This window comes from Streptomyces sp. NPDC002602 (assembly GCF_042889445.1).
In the GTDB taxonomy this organism is placed as follows: Bacteria; Actinomycetota; Actinomycetes; order Streptomycetales; family Streptomycetaceae; genus Streptomyces.
This window is the reverse complement of sequence record NZ_JBIAQX010000013.1, coordinates 58,496-79,618: the sequence shown is the minus strand read 5'-3', so window position 1 is coordinate 79,618 and position 21,123 is coordinate 58,496. Positions and strand designations below refer to the sequence as shown.

The 21,123-nt window shown below is 74.1% G+C and carries 16 protein-coding genes; 14 read left to right on the top strand and 2 right to left on the bottom strand.

Features of this window, described 5'->3' with window-relative positions:
• Positions 1–67: 67 nt before the first annotated feature.
• Positions 68–754: a DUF4255 domain-containing protein gene (locus tag ACFYW3_RS28095; protein ID WP_351762850.1), complete on the top strand. Its 687-nt coding sequence runs from the start codon at positions 68–70 to the stop codon at positions 752–754.
• Positions 751–2,844 carry an ATP-binding protein gene (locus tag ACFYW3_RS28090; protein ID WP_389387727.1) on the top strand — a complete coding sequence of 698 codons (2,094 nt, stop codon included), beginning with the start codon at positions 751–753 and terminating at the stop codon, positions 2,842–2,844. Before ACFYW3_RS28095 ends, ACFYW3_RS28090 begins: the two co-directional genes overlap by 4 nt.
• A gap of 74 nt (positions 2,845–2,918) precedes the next feature.
• Here ACFYW3_RS28090 and ACFYW3_RS28085 read toward each other — a convergent pair whose 3' ends face one another.
• Together ACFYW3_RS28085 and ACFYW3_RS28080 are read right to left on the bottom strand one after the other, a co-directional pair.
• Entirely contained in the window at positions 2,919–4,331 is a 1,413-nt protein-coding gene (locus ACFYW3_RS28085; RefSeq protein WP_389387726.1) for an RICIN domain-containing protein, read from the bottom strand.
• 85 nt (positions 4,332–4,416) lie between these two features.
• Positions 4,417–6,135, bottom strand: a complete 1,719-nt coding sequence (locus ACFYW3_RS28080; protein WP_389387725.1) for a DUF4157 domain-containing protein — start codon at positions 6,133–6,135, stop codon at positions 4,417–4,419.
• A gap of 265 nt (positions 6,136–6,400) precedes the next feature.
• Between ACFYW3_RS28080 and ACFYW3_RS28075 the strand changes: the two genes are divergently transcribed.
• The 12 genes from ACFYW3_RS28075 to ACFYW3_RS28020 all read left to right on the top strand — a co-directional run bounded on the left by ACFYW3_RS28075 (position 6,401) and on the right by ACFYW3_RS28020 (position 21,046).
• On the top strand, positions 6,401–8,002 hold the full coding sequence (locus tag ACFYW3_RS28075; protein WP_389387724.1) for a phage tail sheath subtilisin-like domain-containing protein: 1,602 nt from the start codon (positions 6,401–6,403) through the stop codon (positions 8,000–8,002).
• Between the two features lie 72 nt (positions 8,003–8,074).
• On the top strand, positions 8,075–8,518 hold the full coding sequence (locus ACFYW3_RS28070; RefSeq protein ID WP_053676562.1) for a phage tail protein: 444 nt from the start codon (positions 8,075–8,077) through the stop codon (positions 8,516–8,518).
• Complete coding sequence (locus ACFYW3_RS28065) at positions 8,518–9,030, top strand: hypothetical protein (RefSeq protein ID WP_351757654.1); 513 nt, start codon at positions 8,518–8,520, stop codon at positions 9,028–9,030. Before ACFYW3_RS28070 ends, ACFYW3_RS28065 begins: the two co-directional genes overlap by 1 nt.
• A complete protein-coding gene (locus tag ACFYW3_RS28060; protein ID WP_199826461.1) occupies positions 9,027–9,185 on the top strand; it encodes a DUF6760 family protein in 159 nt (52 codons plus the stop codon). The genes ACFYW3_RS28065 and ACFYW3_RS28060 overlap by 4 nt, the downstream gene beginning before the upstream one ends.
• A gap of 3,211 nt (positions 9,186–12,396) precedes the next feature.
• Positions 12,397–13,122: a hypothetical protein gene (locus ACFYW3_RS28055; protein WP_389387723.1), complete on the top strand. Its 726-nt coding sequence runs from the start codon at positions 12,397–12,399 to the stop codon at positions 13,120–13,122.
• 163 nt (positions 13,123–13,285) lie between these two features.
• Positions 13,286–13,708 (top strand): phage tail protein, encoded by a 423-nt coding sequence (locus ACFYW3_RS28050; protein ID WP_053684973.1) that lies wholly within the window; start codon positions 13,286–13,288, stop codon positions 13,706–13,708.
• A 30-nt stretch (positions 13,709–13,738) separates the two neighbouring features.
• Complete coding sequence (locus ACFYW3_RS28045; RefSeq protein ID WP_389387722.1) at positions 13,739–14,461, top strand: LysM peptidoglycan-binding domain-containing protein; 723 nt, start codon at positions 13,739–13,741, stop codon at positions 14,459–14,461.
• The gene (locus ACFYW3_RS28040; protein WP_389387721.1) at positions 14,461–16,377 is read left to right on the top strand and encodes a VgrG-related protein; all 1,917 of its coding nucleotides are present in this window, start codon (positions 14,461–14,463) and stop codon (positions 16,375–16,377) included. Before ACFYW3_RS28045 ends, ACFYW3_RS28040 begins: the two co-directional genes overlap by 1 nt.
• A gap of 61 nt (positions 16,378–16,438) precedes the next feature.
• Positions 16,439–16,870: a GPW/gp25 family protein gene (locus ACFYW3_RS28035; protein ID WP_389387720.1), complete on the top strand. Its 432-nt coding sequence runs from the start codon at positions 16,439–16,441 to the stop codon at positions 16,868–16,870.
• A complete protein-coding gene (locus ACFYW3_RS28030) occupies positions 16,870–18,828 on the top strand; it encodes a putative baseplate assembly protein (protein ID WP_389387719.1) in 1,959 nt (652 codons plus the stop codon). Before ACFYW3_RS28035 ends, ACFYW3_RS28030 begins: the two co-directional genes overlap by 1 nt.
• Before the next feature lie 59 nt (positions 18,829–18,887).
• Positions 18,888–19,397, top strand: a complete 510-nt coding sequence (locus ACFYW3_RS28025) for a phage tail protein (protein ID WP_351757754.1) — start codon at positions 18,888–18,890, stop codon at positions 19,395–19,397.
• Complete coding sequence (locus ACFYW3_RS28020; RefSeq protein ID WP_389387718.1) at positions 19,394–21,046, top strand: NADase-type glycan-binding domain-containing protein; 1,653 nt, start codon at positions 19,394–19,396, stop codon at positions 21,044–21,046. The genes ACFYW3_RS28025 and ACFYW3_RS28020 overlap by 4 nt, the downstream gene beginning before the upstream one ends.
• The last annotated feature ends 77 nt before the right edge of the window (positions 21,047–21,123 follow it).

Genomic DNA, 21,123 nt, shown 5'->3' with positions numbered 1-21,123 from the left:
GGGGACGATCGACGGTGGACGACGGGCCGATCGGAATCGGTCGTGCGGGCGAGGCGGGAGTGCAGGCGTGATCCACGAGGTGGACGAGATGCTCAAGGGCCTCCTCGGCGGTGGGGCGTTGACGGGTTCGGGCATGGAGGTGGCCTTCGAGGCGCCGACGCGTGACTGGGCCGCCCGGCGCAACGCCCCCGTGGTCAACTGCTATCTGTACGACATCCGGGAGGACGTGGCCCGGCGTCAGCGCGGGCACGTGGGGATACGGGACGAGCGTGACGTGGTGGTGCGGCGGAGCCGGCCGCCGCGCTGGTTCAGGCTGTCGTACCTGGTGACGGCGTGGACGAAGACCCCGCTGGACGAGCACCGGTTGCTGTCCGCCGTACTCGCGACGCTGCTGCCCCGCGAGGTGGTGCCGCCGGACGAACTGCCGGGCTCGCTGGGGACGCTGGGGCTTTCCGTGCCGTTGTCCGTGGCCGGCATCCAGACGGAGTCGCGGTCGCTCGCCGAGATCTGGTCCGCGCTCGGCGGTGAACTGAAGCCGTCCCTCGACCTGGTGGTGACCGTGCCCTTCCCGGCCTACCCCGACTACGACGCGGGGCCGCCGGTCACCGAGGGCGCGACACTGCGGGTGGGCGGGCTGGACGGCGACCCGGCGGTGTCCGAGGGCCGTTCGCACCGTCCCCACCAGGTGGCGGCCGCCCGGGCGGCGCGGGTCGCCGGCAAGGACGCGGCCCCCCGCGGCTCGGACGCCGGGTGAACGCCCCGTACGCCGTCTCGTCGGCGCCGAGTCCGGAGGCGGCCAGCGCCGCGACACCACCGCCCGACACCGAAGCCGACCCCGCCCGTGCGCTGCTCACCCGTCTCGACGGGCTGCGCGGGCGGGTGTCCGCGCTGGTCGAACGGCGGGCCGCCGGCGATCCCACGGCCGACGATCCCCTGCGCGGCCTCTACCTGTCCGAGGAGGGGGTGCGCCATCTCCTCGGCACCTGGCCGCCGATGACGAACGGCGGGACGGGAGCCGACGCCCAGGGCCCGACCGACGCCGGCTCCGGTCCGGCCGTCGGTGGGGAGCAGGCGCCCGCCACCGGCGACCGGCTGGCCGTGCTGGCCGGGCGGGCGGGCCTGACCGCGCTCGACGTCGCCGTCGTGCTCGTCGCCCTCGCACCCGACGTCGACCGGACCTTCGAGCCGCTCTACGGCTATCTCAACGACGACGTGAGCAGGCGCCGGGCCACCGTCGGACTCGCCCTCGACCTGTGCGGGGTGCCCGCGCAGTCCGCGCCGGCCCGGGCCAGGCTGCACGCCTGCGCGCCCCTCGCGGCCCTCGGCCTGCTGGAGGTCGAGGAATCCGAACGTCCCTTCCTGACGCGGTCCCTGCGCGTGCCCGACCGGCTGATCGGGCATCTCCTCGGCGACGACACCCCGGACGCGGCGCTGCTCGACCTGCTGCACCCGATGCCGGAGCCGCTGCCCTCCGACACGGGCGCGCAGGAGTTCACCCACCGGCTCGCGGCCCTCCTGGAGTCCGGCCCCGCCACCGTCTACCTGCGGGAACAGCGCGAGGGCGAGGGCCTGGCCGCGTACGCCGCGGCCCTGCACGCCGCGGGCCTGGACGGGCTGTGCTGCGCGGCACCGGGTGAGCACGTCGCCGAGTTGCTGCGCGAGGCCCGGCTCAGTGGCCGGGCCGTCGTCGTTCCGGCGCTGCCCGAGCAGCCGGGCCCGCTGGTACGGGCGCTCGCCGCGGCGCCGGACGTGACCGTGCTGCTGGCCGACCCCCGCCCGTACGACCCCCACTGGTGCCCGGAGGATCCCCTGGTCCTGGACGCGCCGGGCCGCCGGGACGGTGGGACGGCCGCCTGGCGGGCCGCGCTGGGCGCGGACGCCGACGGCTTCGACCTGGCCGCGACGGTCGCCCCGTACCGCCTCGGCGGGGACCGCGTGCGGCGGGCCGCCCGGGCCGCGCACGCGCTGGCCGCCTTCGACGGCGGTCCGGTCACCGCCGCCCATGTGCGGCGCGCCGCGCGCCGCCAGTCGGCCTCGGGGCTGGAGAGCCACACCCGCCGCATCCGGCCGGCCGTGGACTGGACCGACCTGGTCCTGCCCGAAAGGCCCCTGGGGCAGTTGCGCGAACTGGCCCTGCGGGCCCGTCACCGCGGCCGGGTGCTCGGCGACTGGCGGCTCAGCGCGGGCGGTGGGCGGGGCCGGGGCGTCCTCGGGCTGTTCGCCGGGGAGTCCGGTACGGGCAAGACGTTGTCGGCGGAGGTCGTCGCGGCCGACCTCGGTCTCGATCTGTACGTGGTCCAGTTGTCGTCGGTCGTGAACAAGTACGTCGGCGAGACCCAGAAGAACCTGGAGCGGATCTTCACGGAGGCGGACCGCACCGACGCCGTGCTGCTCTTCGACGAGGCGGACGCCGTCTTCGGCAAGCGTTCCGAGGTCAAGGACGCGCACGACCGCTACGCCAACATGGAGAGCTCCTACCTGCTCCAGCGGCTGGAGTCGTTCGACGGCATCGCGCTGCTCACCACCAACCTGCGCGCGAACATCGACGAGGCGTTCACCCGGCGCCTGGACCTGGTGGTCGACTTCCCGTTCCCGGACCCCGGGCAGCGCCTCGCGTTGTGGCGGTACGGGCTGGCGCACGTGCCGGCCGTCGACGGCATCGACATGGCGCCGCTGGCCCGGGACTTCGAGCTGGCGGGCGGTTCGATCCGCAGCGCGGTGGTCACGGCCGCCTATCTCGCCGCCGGGCGCGACGGCGAGGTGACGGCGGACGACCTCTTGGAGGGCGCCCGGCGGGAGTACCGCAAGGCGGGGCGGCTGGTGCCGGGCGAGGGCGGCTGGTGATCCGGCCGGCTCACCGGGTTTGGCGGCCGCCGCCGGTCACCGGGCCCGGTGACCGGGGGCGGCCGCCGAGGGCCTCAGCCGGCCTTGGGGTGGACGATCTTCCACTCCTGGTTGCCGGTGTTGCTGCAGTCGGAGATGTCCAGCCGGTCCCCGGTGTTGGCCCCGCCGTTCACGTTCAGGCACTTGTTGTTGCTGGCGAAGTTGCGGATCCAGTAGTCGCCGCTCTCCTGCTTCTCGATCCACCACAGCTGGTTGTCGGCGGTGGTGCCGACGCAGTGGAACTCGCCGATGCCGGTGCCCACGGGCCGGCCGCCGTACTCGCCGAGGTCCATGCAGAACTTGTCCGTGGTGTTGCGGATCTGGAAGAGCGGCTTCCCGCCGGGGCCGAGCTTCGGGTACTTCACCTCGAGGTTCCAGAGCTGGTTGTCCCCGGCGGTGCCGTCGCAGTTGGCCTGCTGGACCGCCGTGTTGATGGCGCCCTTCTCGCGGCCCGGCAGATCGGCGCACTTGCGGGTGGCGGCGTTGCGCAGCAGGACGTTCTCGGCGGGCACCACGGGGGGCGGTCCCGCGGGCTTCGACGGCTTCGGTGCCTCCCCTCCGCCGCCTCCGCCGCCGTCTTCCTTGGGCTTCTCGGTCTTCGGCGGTTCCGGTTCCGCGCTGGGTGACGGCGGCGGGGGCGGCGGGGAGAGGGCCGGGGCGGGGGGCAGGACGGCTCCCACCTGCTCGGTGGCCTCGGTGGCCGCTGAGCGGACCTGCGGCTTGTAGGCGATCCAGATCATCACGAAGGCGACGCACAGGGCCAGGAAGAGCCCGAAGAAGGTGGCCAGCCAGCGCGGCAGGAAGCCGCGCTGGACGTAGGTCCCCTCGACGTCCAGCGGCTCGACTCCGGAGCGGCGCACCGCCAGGGTGTAGGGCCGTTGCTCCTTGGAGCCGAACCAGATGACCTGCCGGGGCCGCAGGGTCGTGTCGACGAACGCGGCCCTGCCGGGCTCGATCTGGACGTTCCCGGGGCGCAGCTCGTACGCGAGGTGGTCGCCGGTGTCGCTGCCCGCGACCGAAGCCGTCACCTTGGTGTTGCCGAGGTTGTCGACCGCCAGCCTGGGGCGTCCGCGGAAGCGGCCCTTCACGATCGGCGGCACGAGTTCCGCGCGCACCTCGGTGAACGGGGTGATCGTCAGGTTCCCCTCCGGGACCGTCACGGCCTCGGGATGCTCGGTCGGCGTGATCCGCACCGCGTACGGGTTGGGTCCGGCGGTGGCGTCGGGGGTCCGGGGTGGTGCGAACGTCAACTCCACCGTCCCGGTGGTGCCCGGGAACAACCGCAGGGTCGCCGGCTCCGCCGTCATCCATGGGGCCACGTCGCCGACGGGCTCGAAGCGATACTCGTCGACCACGTCACCGGTGTTGCGCACGCGCAGGCGCACGCGCGTGCTGCTGCCGGGGTCGACGGTGACGGAGGCGGGTTCCAGCGAAGTCCAAAGGCTCACCCCCGGCACGCTAACCGCGCCCGCGCCGCCGGTCAGGGGCCTTGAGGGCAGAGCTGGTTGCCCCGGCGGACCCTCACGCGCGACTTCAGGTCCTGGGCGCCCGCTCACCGTTGACGATCATGATGAACTGGGCGTAGGAGTCGGCGTTCATCAGGGCGCGCTGTCCCATGGCGTACCAGTTGGGCTGGCGGTCCGAGTCGTCGTTCTCCCCGGTGTACTCCCCCGGATCCCTCAGGGCGCGCTTGCCGAGGTTGGTCCTCTCCTGCTCCGCGGAGGCCTCGGGGAAGTCCCGGGCCAGGCTGTCGGCGATCGTGTCCTGGGTCAGCTCCGCGTCGCGCGGGCTGTATTGGTAGTCCAGGGTGCCGGCGAACCGGTGGGTGGCCTCGTGGATGACGTACCAGGCGATCTGGCCGGCCTTGGTCAGGTGGATGGGGCCGGAGCGACCCGCGTCCATCGTCGGCAGCGCCTCGCTCTTCTGCAGGTCCGGGTTGGTCGCGCGGGAGATCCGCTCGCCCAGGGTGGGATCGACCCACCCCATGACCTCGGAGGGGACGCCGGTGCCCGTGCCGACCAGGGCGATCTGCGCGCCCTGGGCGTCCAGGCCCGCCTGGATGCGCAGTACGACCTCGGCGACACGGGGCAGGAACGCCGCGATCTGCCGGGGCGTCATGGCCCGCAGGGCCGGGAAACCGGAGTGCAGCCCGCTCAGGAGCGCGCCGCTCGGATTGTCTCCCGCGGACTTCAGGAGGGCGAGGGTCGTGGCGATGTACCGCTTGGCCGTGACCAGTTCGCGGCGGGCCTTCGACTCGCGTTCGGGGTAGTCGCGTTCCGCGATGGTGCCCTTCTTGGAGAAGGTCACGTTCCCGCTGCTGTGCACCTTGCCCGTCTGGTCGTCGTAGACGTCCGTGTGGCGCGGTGTGGTTCCCGGGGGGACGCCCAGTTGGGCGGAGGTGCGGATGTCCTGGTCGTCGTCCTTGTTGCGCCAGCGCGTCTCCCTCGTGTCGACGGCGTCCGTGTAGGTGCCGCCGGGTTCGAACTCCCAGAGGGTGCGCTGGACGGCCGGGGCGCCGGGGCCCGCGGCGTTCAGGACGGTCTCGTTGCCCTCTCTCTCCTCGACTGCCGTCCGCCGGGCGATGGACGGGGCGGTGCCGTGTCCTGCCGCGAAGGCGGCGCCGTCGGCCGTGGCCGCGCGCTCGGAGCCCTGTCCGGGGTCGGTCACGGCCATGCCGGCGCCGTTGTCGTGGCCCGTCTCGCGGATGCCCCGGAGGTTCTTGTCGAGGTGGCTGGTCTCGTGGGCGAGGATCTCGGTGTTGCCGACGGCTTTGGGCCCGAGCAGGATGTGGTTGCCGACGGTCACGGCGTGGGCGCCCAGGGCCGCGGTGGCGCGCTGGGCCGCCGGGTTGTCGTGGACCTGCCCGGCACCCAGGTGGTCGTTGCGGTAGAACGCCTTCGCCTTGCTCAGGAAGGGGTCGGGGAGCGGGCTGCTCGGCGTGGCCAGCGCGGCCCCGAGGAGACCGAGCTGCGACGCGGGCCCGGCGTCACGCTCCCCCTCGTGCTCGTGGCCATGGCCGTGCTCGTGGTCGTGCTCGTGCCGCGCGGACTCCCGGCGCTGGACGGTCGGTTCCGCGTGCCCGCAGCCGGGGCCGTGCCGGTGCCGCCGCGCCTCGACGGCGCGGGCCACGGCCGCGTTCCCCGCCGCCTGGTGGAGGCTGAGCAGTCTCTGTACGGGCGGGCTCGGCGGCACCGCCCGGCGGGAGGTGTCCCGTTCGTCCGACGACGGATTCCGTTGACCGTGCGCGCGCATGACGCTCTCTCTCGACTGTCCGGACGACTGGCCATCCAGCCCTACCCGATCCCCCGCCGACCCCACAGGTCCGCGGGGGCAGACCTCGGGGCAGCCGGGACGGCCCCCTTCGCCCGGGCGTACCGCCCTTGCCCCCGCCGCTGCCTGGAGGGGCAGCGGCGGGGGCAACGACGGTGCCCCCGCTCGGGTACCGGGGGACGTTTCGGCGGGCGCGACCCTCGGGTCAGGGTGGAGTGTCCTGTCTCGTACCCGAGGAGAGCAGAGCATGCCGTCCTATCTGTCGCCCGGCGTCTACGTCGAGGAGGTGGCCAGCGGTTCGCGCCCGATCGAGGGAGTGGGCACGTCGGTGGCCGCGTTCGTCGGTCTGGCGCCGACCGGCCCGCTGAACGAGCCCACGCTGGTGACCAACTGGACTCAGTACGTCGCGGCCTTCGGCGACTTCACCGACGGCTATTACCTCGCGCACTCCGTGTACGGGTTCTTCAACAACGGCGGTTCTGCGGCGTACGTCGTGCGCGTCGGCGGCTCCGCCGAGGACGCCGCAGGCCAGGCGCAGACGTCCGCGCCCGCCGCGGTCACCGGTGCGGCTCCCCGGGCCGCGCTGCCCGCCGCGGAGTCCCGTCCGCTCGGTACGTTCGCCGTGGCGGCCACCGCGGAAGGCGGCGGTCCGCTGTCCGTGGAGGTCGCCGACGCCGAGGGCGAGGGGCCCGCCGAGCGCTTCAAGCTGATCGTCAAGGACGGCGACAAGCCGGTCGAGACCTTCGACGTGAGCGCGAAGAAGGGCAACCGTTCCTACGTCGTCACGCAGGTCAAGGAGCGTTCCAAGCTCATCGTCGTGACCGAGGCCGCGCCGTCCGCGCAGTTGGCCCGTCCGGAGAACCAGACGGTGGCGCTGCCGGCGCCGCCGCCCGCGCCCGTGGAGCCGGCCGCGCCGGCCGGTCGCGCCGAGGGTTCCCACCCCGGCCCGGCGCAGTACCTCGGTGACTCCGCCGACCGCACGGGCTTCGGCGGTCTGGAGGCCGTGGACGAGATCTCCATGGTCGCCGTGCCCGACCTGATGGCCGCCTACCAGCGCGGTGCGATCGACCTGGAGGCCGTCAAGGCGGTCCAGCTCGGTCTGATCGCGCACTGCGAGCTGATGGGCGACCGGGTCGCGATCATCGACCCGCCGCCCGGCCTGAACGCCCGTGACATCCGGGTCTGGCGCCAGGAGACGGCCAACTACGACTCCAAGTACGCGGCCCTGTACTACCCCTGGATCAAGTCCTTCGACCCGGCGACCGGGCAGTCGCGCCTGGTCCCGCCGAGCGGCCACGTCGCCGGCATCTGGGCCCGCAACGACTCCGAGCGCGGTGTCCACAAGGCCCCCGCCAACGAGGTCGTCCGCGGCGCCGTCGACCTCGAACTCCAGATCACCCGGGGCGAGCAGGACCTGCTCAACCCGATCGGCGTGAACTGCATCCGGGCCTTCCCCGGCCGCGGCATCCGCGTCTGGGGTGCCCGCACCCTCTCCTCCGACCCGGCCTGGCGCTACCTGAACATCCGCCGGTACTTCAACTACCTGGAGGAGTCGATCCTGATCGGCACCCAGTGGGTGGTGTTCGAGCCGAACGACCACAACCTCTGGGCGCGCATCCGCCGGAACGTCTCCGCGTTCCTGGTCAACGAGTGGCGCGGCGGCGCCCTGTTCGGGCAGAGCCCCGAGCAGGCGTACTACGTCAAGTGTGACGAGGAGACGAACCCGCCGGAGTCGGTCGACCTCGGCCGGGTCATCTGCGAGATCGGCATCGCGCCGGTCAAGCCCGCCGAGTTCGTGATCTTCCGACTGGCGCAGTTCTCCGGCGGCAACGGGGAGCTGGAGGAGTAACCGGGCGCGGAGCCCGGCTCCGCCCCCGTCGCCTCCCCGAGCCCCTCCCCTCCTCAGAAGGACAACGAACGCATGAGTCTCCAGCCGGGTGACGCCCTCACGTCACACAACTTCGGTCTCCAGATCGACGGGGTGATGGTCGAGTATCTCGCCGAGGTCAGCGGTCTCACCCTCGAACAGGACGTCATCACCTACCAGCAGAACAGCGCGCAGGGTCGGGCCGAGGTGTCGCTGCTGCCGGGCGTGCAGAAGAACGGCCAGTGCACGGTCGTGCGCGGCATGACCCAGTCGGCCTCGTTCACGCAGTGGATCAACGACTCGATCCGCGGCCAGATGAGCACGGCCCGCAAGAACGCCTCCATCATCATGATGGACTTCCAGAACAACCCGGTGAAGCGCTACAACCTGCGCAACGCCTGGTGCAGCAAGATCGACGCGAGCACCGTGAAGGCCGGCGAGGCGGCGGCGCTGACCGAGACCGTCACCATCGTGTTCGAAGAACTGGTCATCGAGTAATGCGGCGTTCGGCTGCCAAGGCTCCGGCCTCGATGGCGCCCCAGACCGCGGCGGCGGGGGCGGAGTTCCCCCGCTCGGCTCCCGCCGCCGCACCGGACCGCGGACCCGCCGGCCCGCCGACCGAACAGACCCCGAGGCAGTCCTTGCGTACCGAGTTCCCCTTCGAGCTGCCGCGAGGGTACGTCGACGACTCCGGCACCGTGCACCGTGACGGTGTCATGCGACTGTCCACGGCGCGCGACGAACTGGTCCCGCTGCGGGACGTGCGCGTACAGGAGAACCCGGCGTACCTCTCGGTGGTGCTGCTCGGCCGGGTCATCGTCCGGCTGGGCACGCTGTCGATGGTGCACGACGGGATCGTGGAGAACATGTTCGCGTCCGACCTGGCGTTCCTCCAGGACTTCTACCGCCAGATCAACGCGGAGGGCCACACCCGCGCGGCCGTGCAGTGCCCGCACTGCTCGGAGCCCTTCGAGGTGGAGCTCGGCGGGAGCCGCCTGGGGGAATCGTGACGTACGCGACCGACCGACTGCACGAGGAGATCGCGTACGTCGCCTACCACTTCCACTGGGGCCCGGACGCGATCCTGGACCTGGAGCACCAGGATCGACGCCGGTACACCGAGCAGATCGCGTCCCTCGTGACGCGCGGCGCCCCGGAGGCTTGAGCACGTGGCATTCCTGGACCGGCTGAGGGGACGGCGGAGCGGAGGCACGGCGGCGCCCGACGGCTCCCCGGCTCCGGACACCGAACGACCCGCGGGCACAACGTCCGCGGCGGCCTCCGGAGGCGCGATTCCCGCGACCTCCGGGGCCCCGGAGGCTTCCGCGGCCCCGGTGGCCGTCGCCGCCTGGGCCGGCCTGCCGCCGATGCGGCGGACGACGGGCGGCGCACCGACGGGCGTCGCGGACACCGGTTTCGGCGGGCGGCTGCCGACCTGGCAGAACCCCTCGTTCACCCGGGGCTCCTCTCCCGCGGTGCTGGACCCCGCTGCGGGCGGCGGCCTGCTCTCGGGCGCGCCGACCGAGTCCGCCCGGCCGGTCGTGAGCCTCGGACGGCCCGCCCCGGACCTGCCGTCGGGCCGTCCCACCGGCGCGCCCGCCGTACGGAGCGTGCCGGTGGCGCCGTTGCGGGCGATCCCGCAGCGCACGGAGTCCCCGGCGGCGACCGGGGCCGTTTCGTCGCCGTCACCGGCCTCGGCATCGGCATCGGCGCCGGCACCCGCTTCGGCTTCGGCTTCGGCTTCGGCTTCGGCACCAGCCTCGGCATCGGCTTCGGCATCGGCGCGCGAGGCGCGGCCCGTCGGGTCGGTGCAGGCGGTGGCGGTGCCCCCGGCGCCTCCGGTACAGCGCTCGCGCGCCGACCGGCCGGCGCGGGCTCAGGCGCCGGCGCGGGAGTCGGGGCCTGCCCCGGCCCGGTCGGCGAACCGTGGTGTCCAGGTGACGCCCGTACAGCCGGCTCCGCCCCGGACACGGCAACTCCTGGCCAAGGCTCCGCCCCCACCCGCGGCCGACCGGCGCACCCTGCCCTCGACGCGCGGGACCACCCGTGCGCCGGCGGCGACGCCGCCCGCGCCGGGTTCGGCTGCCTCGGCTTCCCGTGCCGACTCGGCTTCCCCTGCTGCCTCGGCTGCCTCGGCTGCCGAGGGCGACCCGGGCGGCCCCGGCGCGTCCGCAGCTTCTTCCGCCTCCGCCTCCGCCTCGAGTGTCGTGCCCGCCGTGCAGCGGGCTGCGGCTCCCCGCCCGGGCGGTCCTTCCGCTGCCGGGGACGCCGCACCCCCGGCAGCGTCCCCGGCCCCTTCGTCGTTCCCGGCCCGTTCGGCACCTTCTGAGCGTTCGACATCCCCTGGGCGTTCGGCACGCTCTGAAAGTGCGTCGTCCTCCGACCGCGCGTCGTCCCCTACACCTCCCCCGTCCCCGGACCGTCCGGCGTCCACGGCTGGTCCGTCATCCCCGGCCCGTCCGGCGTCCCTCGGTGACTCCGTCGTTCCGCCCACGCCGGCGGGCGAGCCGCAGGTCACCCGTCCCCTGCGGGACCGTCCCGTACCGGGCGCTCCCGTACGGGACACCCCGCCGCGCGCCGCGTCGGCGGAGCGCAGCGGTCCGACCGTCGGGCGGGCGGGACTTGGCGCGCCCGTACAGCGCGGGACGGCGTCCGGAACCGAGGCTTTCGCACCGCGATCCGGCGCACCGGGCGGGTCAGGCCCGTCGGGTGTTCCGGGTGGGTCCGGTGTTTCGGGTATGTCCGGCGTTGCGGGTGGGTCCGGCGTTGCGGGCACGCGGGGGTCGTCGGCATTCGGGGCGGCGTCCTCCGGGCCGCGTGAGGTGTCCCCGCAGGGCACGCCGCCCGCCTCGAGGGCGCCGCGCACGGACACGCCCGGCGAGGGGGAGAGGTCGCCCGCGACCGGTGTCTCCGGCTCCGCGCGAGAGGTGGCCCCGCCCTCCCCCGCGCCGCAGTCCGGGGCAGCGACGTCGCCGGCGTCACCGCCGCCCGTCTCGACCGGGAGGGCGTCGACGTCCGGGCCCGGTGCGCCCGTTCAGCGGGCGGTACCCGCGCCCGGAGCGACACCGCCCGCTCCGGCCGGCGCTCGTCGCTCCCCCACGGTGCCCGACGGCCCGGCCGCCGGGCCCGCGGTCCAGCGAAACGTCCGACCCCACGCGCCCGCGACCACGCCCACGCCCACGCCCACCCAGAGTGGTGGCCCGACGGCCGTCCCCGACGCGCCGACGGCGCACGCCGCTCCCCCGCAGGTACGCCCCACGGCCCCTCCGCCTGCCCCCGCGGGGGCGGGCGCCCCGGGGACGCCCCGACCGGTTCCGCACACCACGCCCCGGACCGACGCACCCGGACCGACGCACGTTCCCGGCACTCCGGCCGTACAGCGCGCCGTGGCCGCGGCGACCCCGGTGGCGGCGCCACCCACCGAACCCGTTCCCGCGTCTCGGCCCGCCGACCGGCCCGCCGACACCTCTCTCCCGCCCCGGGCGGCCCGACCGGAACAGCCGTCGGCCGTCCGGACTTCCACCGGCACCCCGTTGCCCGCCCCCGGCCCCCCGGATCCGCGTCCGGCCACGGCGGCGCCAGCGGCGCCGGCGGCGGTGCAACGCTCCACGAACCTCCCGCCCGCCTCCGCCGGCGCACCGGCGCCCGTCGTCCGTCGCGCGGCCGCACCCCCGTCGGCTCCCGGCCGTGCGGGGTCGCGGCGCGGACCCGTTGCCCCGAGTCCCGGCCCGGAGTCCACAACCCCGACCCCGACCCCGACCCCGAACCCGATTCCGAACCCGACCTCGACCCCGACCCCGAACCCGATTCCGATTCCGAACCCGACCTCGGCCTCGACCCCGCCGAAGGCCCCGACCACCGCCTCGCACACCCGTACTTCCGACGGCTCCGCGCCCGTTGGACCGGTGCAGCGCCATGCCGCCCCTCCCCGTGCGGGGCTCGGTGCGCCCCTTCCGTCCCCCGCGCACCCCACGCACCCCACGCACCCCACGCCCGAGGCCACGACGCCGACGGCACCGGCGGCGAGCGCCGCGCACGTCGCGGCACGGAGTCCGGTGACCGGCCGCACGCCCGTCCCCCCGCGCGTCGAAGTGCCACGCGTCGACGCCCCGCGCCCCTCCGGCTCCCTGCCGGCCGCCGGGCGACGTTCCCCCCTCGGCGCTCCCCTCACGGCCGCGCCCGCGCTCCCGTCGCCGGGCGCCGCGCAGCAGCCTCCCGGTTCCCGCGCCGCGGCTTCGACTTCCTTGCCGGTCCAGCGGGCCTCGGCCACACCGACCGCACCCCTCTCACCGACCGCACCGACCCTGCCGCCCCCGCCGGTCGCACCGGTCGCGCTGACCACGCCGGTCGCGGGGTTTCCCCCGATCCCCGCGCCCGTGACACAGCCGCCCCCGGCCCTCCCCTCCCCCGCGCCCGCGCTCCCGTCGCCCGTGCTGAACGCGCCGGCCCTTCCCCGTACCGCCGACGCGCTCCCCGTCCAACGGGCCCTCCCCGTGCGGGGCGTTCCCCTGCGCCGGCCCTCCGTGTCCGGTGCGGCCGGCGCGGCGCGCGGTCCGCTTCCCGTGGCGTCGCTGACTCCGCCGCCCGCGGCCGCGCCCATGGCGTTGGTCGCGGCACGGCCGGCCGGGGCACCGTCCGGGAGTTCGTCGCCGTCCGGGCCCACGGTCCAGCGCTTTCCCTCCCTCGGCTTCGGCTCAAGCTCCGGTTCCGGCTCGGGTTCGGGTTCGGGTTCCGGGTCCGGCAGGTCCATCCGTGCGCTCGCGTCCGCCGCGGCGGCCACCGCGGCGTCGACGCTGGGGCATCGCCGGCCACCGTCGCAGCAGGAGTCGCGGGCCGAACCGCCGTCGCCGTACGAGCCGCCCGTCACGCACGGCCCGCCCCCGCCCGGTGGTCGTCCGGCTCCCGGGGCGGTGGTCTCCCGGGAGAGCCCGCCGCCCGAGTACACCGCGGTCCCCGCCGGCTCGTTCGATCCGCGCGAGTTGACCGAGTTCCAGTTGGACGAGTTGGTGCACCGGATCATCGACCGGGTCACCCGCCTCGTCCGCACGGAACTGCGGATGGACCGCGAACGGATCGGCAGGCTCCGCGATCCGCGCGCCTGACGGGCCCGCGGCTGCCCGAACCGCGCTCCGCGCACCCGGCCGACGGACACGCCCACGGATCCGCCGACGATTCGGCCGATGGACCCGACCGGTCACGCGCCGGCCGCCGGTGGCCGGTCCACCGCCCGACACCACCGCAGAACGACAGAAAGGCCCACCTCGGATGCCGCGCCAGGACCCCGGGTCCACCATCTGGTTCACCCTCACCATCGACGGCGAGAGCCTCGGGTACTTCAACGGGTGTCAAGGCCTGTCGTCCCAGGTGGAGATCGAGCACCGCCAGGAGGGCGGCAACAACGGCTTCGTGTGGCACCTGCCCACCCGGGTCACGTTCTCCACCATCCGACTGACCCGGCCGCTCACTCCGGACACCGCGAAGGTCGCCAAGTGGATCTCGTCGGTCCAGACGGGGATCAAGCGACCCACCGCCCAGATCGCGGCGCTGCGGGCCGACGGCTCGCTGGTGGCCCGCTGGGGGCTCATCGACGTCCTGCCGGTGAGCTGGCAGGGCCCCACCCTCGACCCCGCGAGCCCGGCCGTGGCCACGGAGGTCCTGGAGATCGCCCACCACGGGTTCACGGACTGACGGCGCGGCAGAGCGGAAAGGAGCACACCCATGGCCACGAGCAGCAAGGGCGCCGGCAAGAGTCTGGTGCGCGCGACGCTGGCGATCCACGAGCCTCCGGTCGGGACGAGCACGACGCCCGGGGCGCTGATGAGGAGGTTCGGCTTCGAGTTCAATCCGGCGCAGTTGTCGCTGAGTCAGCGCGCGCAGTGGAAGGCGACGCCGACGATGGCCGTGCGCGACGGTTCCAAGCCGGAGTTCATGGGTGCCGAGCCGCGTGAGATGACGCTGGAGATCTTCCTGGACTCCTCCACCGCGCCGACGCGCAACACGGTGCTGAAGAAGGTCGAGTCGCTGTTGGGCTGTTGCGAGGTGACGGCGAAGAGCATCGCCGCCGACCAGCCGTCGCCGCCGTGGGTGGTGTTCGAATGGGGGTCGTTCTCCACGGCCCGGTTCGTGGCGTACGTGAGTTCCGTCGAGGCGTCGTACACCCTCTTCGGCACCACGGGCGTGCCCATCCGGGCCACCTGTCAGGTGCACCTGGTGGAGATCCCGGGGAAGACCAAGAACCAGAACCCGACGTCCGGCGCGCTCACCGCGCAGCGCGTGCACCGGGTCGTGGCCGGCGACTCGTTGCAGTCGTTGGCGTGGCGGGAGTACGGCACGGCCACCGTGTGGCGGGCGATCGCCGAGATCAACGGCATCGACGACCCGTCCCGGTTGCGGGCGGGCACCGAGCTGGTGCTTCCCGCGCCCGAGGAGGTGGCGCGCTGATGGTGCAGCCCGCGTTCTCCAGCATCATGCAGGTGCGGATCGGCTCCGCGAAGCTTCCCGACGACATCGCCCCGCTGCTCGTGGAGGGGTGGGTCGACCAGGGCGTCGGCGTGCCCGCCGCGTTCCGGTTGACGTTCCGCGACCCGTACCGTCTGGTCCTCGGCAAGCTCGGCGTCACCTTCGGCACGAGGGTGGTCCTCACGCCGATCGCCGACGGCCAGGGCGGTGGCAAGCCCCTCCTGACGGGTGAGGTCACCGCGTTGGAGGCGGACTACGACGGCACCGGGAGCTTCACCGTGATCCGCGGCTACGACCTCGGGCACCGGATGATGCGCCAACGTCGTGTCGTCGCCTACCGCAATCAGAAGGCCTCCGACATCGCCCGCAAGCTCGCCGCCCTGGACGGTGTGCCGATCGGCCGGATCCAGCCGACGAAGGGCATGTACGGCTTCATCTCGCAGTCCAACGTCACCGACTGGGACTTCCTGTCCCGGCTCGCCGACGAGAACAACATGGTGATGTCCCTGGACGCCAAGGGGAAGTTCCGGTTCGTCACGCCGACCCCGTCGGCGGGCGGGCCGTCCCCGCAGGCCGACGGTGACAGCAGCCCCTTCGTGCTCCAGGCCGGTCACGACATCCTCCGGTTGCGGGCGGCGGTCACCGCCGCCGACCAGGTGGGCACGGTCGAGTCGCGCGGCTGGAACGTCACCACCAAGAAGAAGATCGTCGAGACGGCGTCGGTCAGCACCGATCCGGGCATCTCGATCGGCCTCACTCCGGGCCAGGCGGCGGGGAAGTTCGCGTCGGCGCGGCTCGTGGAGACCGCCATGCCGTACGACCGGCAGGACGAGGTGCAGAACGCCGCCAAGGCCCTCGCCGCCGACGTCACCTCGTCGTTCGCGGAGCTGGAGGTCGCCGTGTACGGCAATCCCCGGTTGCGGCCGGGCGTTGCCGTGGCCCTCGGTGACGTGGGCAAGCCCTTCGAGGGCAAGTACACCGTCACCTCCGCGCGGCACGTCTTCGGCGACGGCCGACACTACGAGTCCTGGATCACGGTGAGCGGCCGCCAGTGGCGCTCCCTGTACGGGCTGGCGTCGGGCGGGGGCGGCGCGGACGCCGCGAGCGCGGCCCGGCTGCCCGGTGTCGCGAACGCGATCGTCACCGATGTGCAGGACCCGTTGAAGCAGGGGCGCGTGAAACTCCAGTTCCCGTGGCTGGACAACATGTACGTGAGCGACTGGGCCCGCAGCGTGCAGTCGGGAGGGGTGGGCGGCGGCGGCATCTTCCCCATGGACGTCGGCGACGAGGTGCTGGTCGGCTTCGACCGGGGCGCCCTGGACCACCCGTTCGTGATCGGCGGTCTCTACAACGGCCGCGACCTGCCGTCGAAGGTCGACGACGTGCCCCTGCACGACGGTCTGAAGCGCAAGGCCGCCCGGCACACCCTGTCCGACCGGCAGGCCAACCGCGTCGACCTGCTCAGCCAGCGGACCGGCCGGCGCAGGCAGGGCGTCCGGATCGCCAGCGGTGACGACCGGTTGACCATCAACCTCGACCGCACCAAGACGGAGATCACCGTCGACAGCCAGGGGTCGGTGACCATCAAGGGCGGCCGTTCGGTGTCCGTCGAGGCCGGCACCGACCTGACGCTCAGTGCCCGGCGCCGGCTCTCCATCAAGAGCGGCGGCATCCTCGACATCCAGGGCCGCGGCATCGTCAACCTCAGGTCGCTCGCGGGCGCCGTGACCATCGACGCGATGGGCGCGCTCAACCTGAAGTCCCTGGGAGCCGCCATGATCTCCTCCGGCGGCACGGTGCAGGTCAACTCCATCGCCAACGTCGGCATCCGCGCCGTCCGGCTCGACCTCCAGGGCCTCGTCTTCGTCAACACCGTGAAGTACCCCCTCCCCGCATGACCGGACGACCGCACCGGCGCGCCCGTGCCGTCGGCAGAAGGAAGAGGCAGGTGGCCCCCTGATGGCCGAACAGTTCATCGGCTCCGGCTGGGCGTTCCCGATGCGCATCGGACCCACCGGGGGCATCGCGCTGGTCGGTGGCGAGCGCGAGGTCGAGGAGGCCATCCGGCTCGTGCTGGCCACCGCCCCGGGCGAGCGGCCGATGCGCCCGGAGTTCGGCTGCGCCATCCACGACCTCGTCTTCGCCCCCGTCAACGAGCAGACCGCGGGGCGCATCCAGCACGAGGTGTACGTGAGCCTGGACCGCTGGGAACCCAGGATCGAGGTCCACGACGTGGAGGTGTCCACCGGCGGTGACCAGAGCGTCCTGTTCATCGACGTCCGGTACTCCGTGCGCGGGACCAACAATCCGCGCAGCCTCGTCTTCCCCTTCTACGTCATCCCCTCCCACGACGAGCCGGGCGCGCCGGGCTCCTTGGAAAGCGACCTCTGATGTCCCTGCCCTCCCCCAACCTCGACGACCGGCGCTTCCAGCAGTTCGTCGACGACGCCAAGCGCTACATCCAGCAGCGCGCCCCGGAGTGGACCGATCACAACGTCTCCGACCCCGGCGTCACGCTCGTCGAGACGGTCGCGCACATGGCGGACCAGATCGTGTACCGGCTCAACCGCGTCCCGGAGAAGAACCACCTCGCGTTCCTCGACCTGGTGGGCATCACGCTGTTCCCGCCCTCCGCGGCACGCACCGACGTCACGTTCTGGCTGTCCGCGCCCCAGGAGGACGTGATCCTGGTCCAGGCCGGCGCCGAGGTCGCCACGCTGCGCACCGAGCGGGAGGACGCCGTCGTCTTCGCGACCGAGCGCGACCTGGCCGTCGTCCCGTGCGCGCTGTCCCACCTGGTGGTGCAGCACCAGGGGCGGCCCGTCGTGGACCGCACCACGGATCTCGTCGAGGGCAAGGACGTGCTGTGCTTCGCCGAGGCCCCGCAGCCCGGCGACTGCATGTTGATCGGCCTGAGCGCGGCGGTTCCGCACTGTGCGCTCGCGCTGGAGCTCGACAGCCGTGTCGACGGCGTCGGTGTCGATCCCCGTCAGCCGCCGCTGGTGTGGGAGGCCTGGACCGAGGACGGCTGGCAGCCCTGTGAGGTGGACCGGGACGGCACCGGCGGTCTCAACCGGCCCGGCGACGTCGTCGTGCACCTGCCCGCCGGTCACGTGCTCTCCCGCAACGGCGGGCACGAGGCGGGCTGGGTCCGCTGCCGCGTCACCGATCCGCTGCCGGGGCAGCCCTTCTACACCACCTCGCCGAGCATCCGCTCCGTCGAGGCCTACACCATCGGTGGCACCACCCGCGCCGTGCACGCCGAGACCGTCCACGACGAGGCCCTCGGCGAGGCCAACGGGCTGCCGGGCCAGCGACTGCGGCTCACCCACGCCCCGGTCGTCGCCGACGATCCGCCGCTGCTCCTGCAGACCGCCGACGACGACGGCTGGCAGGACTGGCAGGTGGTCCCGCACTTCGCCGCGTCCCGGCCCGAGGACCATCACGTCACCCTGGAGGCCGCGACCGGCGAGATCGCGTTCGGCCCGGCCGTCCGCGAACCGGACGGGACGCTGCGCCAGTACGGGGCCGTCGCCCCCAAGGGCGCCGTCGTGCGCGCGCATCGCTACCGCACCGGCGGCGGACGCGGCGGCAACGTGGCGCGCGGCGCCGTCCAGGTGCTGCGTACGTCCATCCCGTACGTCGCCGAGGTCGTCAACCGGGAGGCGGCGCGCGGCGGCGTCGACGGCGAGACCGTCGAGGAGGCCAAGTTGCGGGCGCCGATCACGCTCCGCGCCCAGGACCGTGCCGTCACCCTGCGGGACTACGAGGAGTTGGCGCGCCGCGCCGCGCCCGAGACCGCGCGCATCACCTGCCTGGAGGGCGAGGAGGGCACGCACGGCGCCTACGCGGTCCGCGTCCTCGTCGTCCCGCAGGCGGTGCCCGATCCGGGCGGGCGGCTGCGGTTCGAGCAACTGGTGCCCGGTGACGCCCTGTTGGGTCGGATCACGCGCCATCTCGACGAGCGTCGTCTCATCGGTACCCGGCTGGCCGTCGGCCCGCCGTACTACCAGGGCGTCACCGTCGTCGCCACCGTGCACGCCTTCCGCGGCGTCGACACCGACCGGGTGCGCCGCCAGGCGCACGACGCGCTCTACCGCCACCTCGATCCGCTGACCGGCGGTGCGGACGGCCAGGGTTGGCCGTTCGGCCGCCCCGTGCAGACCGGTGAGGTGTTCGCGGTCCTCCAGCGGGTCCCCGGGGTGGAACTCGTCGACGAGGTCGTGCTGCACCCCGCCGATCCCCTCACCGGCAAGCGCGGCAACCCGACCGACCGCATCGACCTGGAGCGGCCGTCGTTGGTCTTCTCCTTCGACCACCGCGTCCGGGTGATCGGGGACGGCGGGTGACGGCCACTCCCTACCGGGGTTCTGTCGACGGCCTCGGCTCCTCGCTCCCGCTGGGCACGATGCTGCCCGCCGTCTTCGCCGACGACGATCTGGCCCAGCGGTTCGTCGGCGGACTCGACGACGTCCTCGCGCCCATCCTGAACGTCCTGGACTGCCTGGACACCTACTTCGACCCGGCGTTGACCCCGGTCGACTTCGCCCTGTGGCTCGGCACCTGGGTGGGCGCCGAGACCGACGGCGGCGAGCCCGAGCCCCGGCTGCGGGCCGCCGTCGCGGCGGCCGTCGCATTGCACCGGATCCGCGGCACCCGCCGCGGCCTCGCGGAGGCGGTACGGCTGGCGTTCGGTGTGGTGCCCGAGATCACCGAGAGCGGCGGCGCCGACTGGAACGCCCGCCCCCTCGGACCGTTCCCCGGTGACCCGCGCCCGCGTCTGCACGTCGCCCTCCGGCTGCCCGACCCGACTCCGGCCGACTTCCACCGCCTGGACTCCCTCGTCGCCGCCGCCCGCCCCGCCCACATGCCCTACGCGGTCGAGGTGACCGCCACCGAAAGGACCCCGGAGAAATGACCACGCAGAACTGCGCCGAGTGCGGAACGCGCGCAGAACCGGGCCAGTCGTTCTGCGACGCGTGCGGCGCCGTGCTGAGCTGGGACCAGGGCGCCCGCGCCGCACGGCCCGCCGGCGCGTCGTCACACGTGCGCGACCCCGCCGCGGACGCGGTACGGACCCCGCACGAGCCCGGCCGGACGGCGGGCGACTCGGACAGCGGTGCGCCCGAGCGCGCCCGTACGGCCACCGGCACCATGGACGCCGCCCGTGCGGAGCGGGCGGCGCGTGCCGCCGGCCGGGGCACCGGGGCCGCCGCGGCGTCCGCCGCCGGCGGTTCGCGGGGGCCCGCGTCGGACCCGGCGGAACCCGACAGCCGTGTGACCGCAGGGAGCCCGGACGTCACCCGGACGCGGGAGACCGCCGGCGATGCGGGGCCGTCCGGGGCCGCGGGAGCGCCTGGGACCGCGGCAGCGTCCGCGGTGACGGGAGCGCCCGGCGACCCGGACGGCCCCGACACGGAGGGCCCCGACGCGCCCGGACACGCCGAATCGGTGGGACGTGCCGAATCGGTGGGACGTGCCGGGGAGTCGGACCGGTCCGTGCCGCCGGCGCGAACGGGCGGTTCCGGGGGCGCGGAGCCGTCCGGTCCGACCGCCGGCGGCGGGCGTCCCGCCGGTCCGGGGCCGGCCCACCCGGACCGCCCCGGCACTCCCTCGCCGCGGGACACGGCGGCCACCGCCCCGACCCCGCACGCGCTGAGCGACACCATGTCCGACCGGGCCCGCTCCCTCCTGGTGCCCGTGGCGGACCCGGAGGCGCCGCACGACGCTCCGGCGGCCGTCGCGCCGGTCCTGCCCGGCAGGCCGGACGCCGAACGGCCCGCCGTACGCGCCCCGGGACCGCAGCCCGGCATCGTGGGCGGGCCGCCGTGCCGGTGGTGCGCGACGCCCAACCGTCCCGACCGCCACTACTGCGTGCGCTGCGCGATGCCGCTGGCCGAGACCGCCGATGCCGCCGCGGTCGGACGGGCTCCCTGGTGGCGGCGGCTCTTCGCCGGGCGGCGCCGCGAGACGCCGTGGGCGGGCGACCGGCCCCGGCTGCGCCGCGTGTTCGACCGCATCGGCACCTGGATCACCCTGGCGGTCGTCGTCACCCTGGCGATCCTCGGCCTCGTGTACCTGCCCGACGGCGTCCAGGCCACCCGGGACCACTTCGCCAAACGCGCGCCCGTGGCCCCCGACCGAATCACGGCTTCCCGCTCGTACCCCGAGCACAAGCCGGAGCTCGCCTTCGACAAGCGCAGCAACACCTGGTGGGGCCCCGGCGTCTCGCAGTCCGGCCAGGGCGAGTGGATCGAGGTCGGCTTCAGCGAGCCGACCCGACTGCTGGATGTGATCATCACCCCGGGCGTCTCCGCGAAGGCCGACAAGATCGGCGAGTCCGCCCTGCCGCACCGCGTCACGGCGACGATCACCGGGAAGGACGGCAAGGTCACCACGCGCCCGCTGACCCTGGATCAGGGGGCGGGCGGCCAGCGGCGTGCGTTCCGTGTCGGCGAGGTCACGAAGGTCCGCTTCACCATAGAGTCCGCGCACGCGGTCTCCGCCGACAAGCAGGTCGCCATCACGGAGATCGAGTTCTTCGGCCCGTCGAACGCCAACCGCTGACGAGTCCGGGGGCGCCCCGTCCGACACGGCACCCGCGCCGTGCCGGACGGGGCGCTCCCACGACCGTGTCCGGTCCG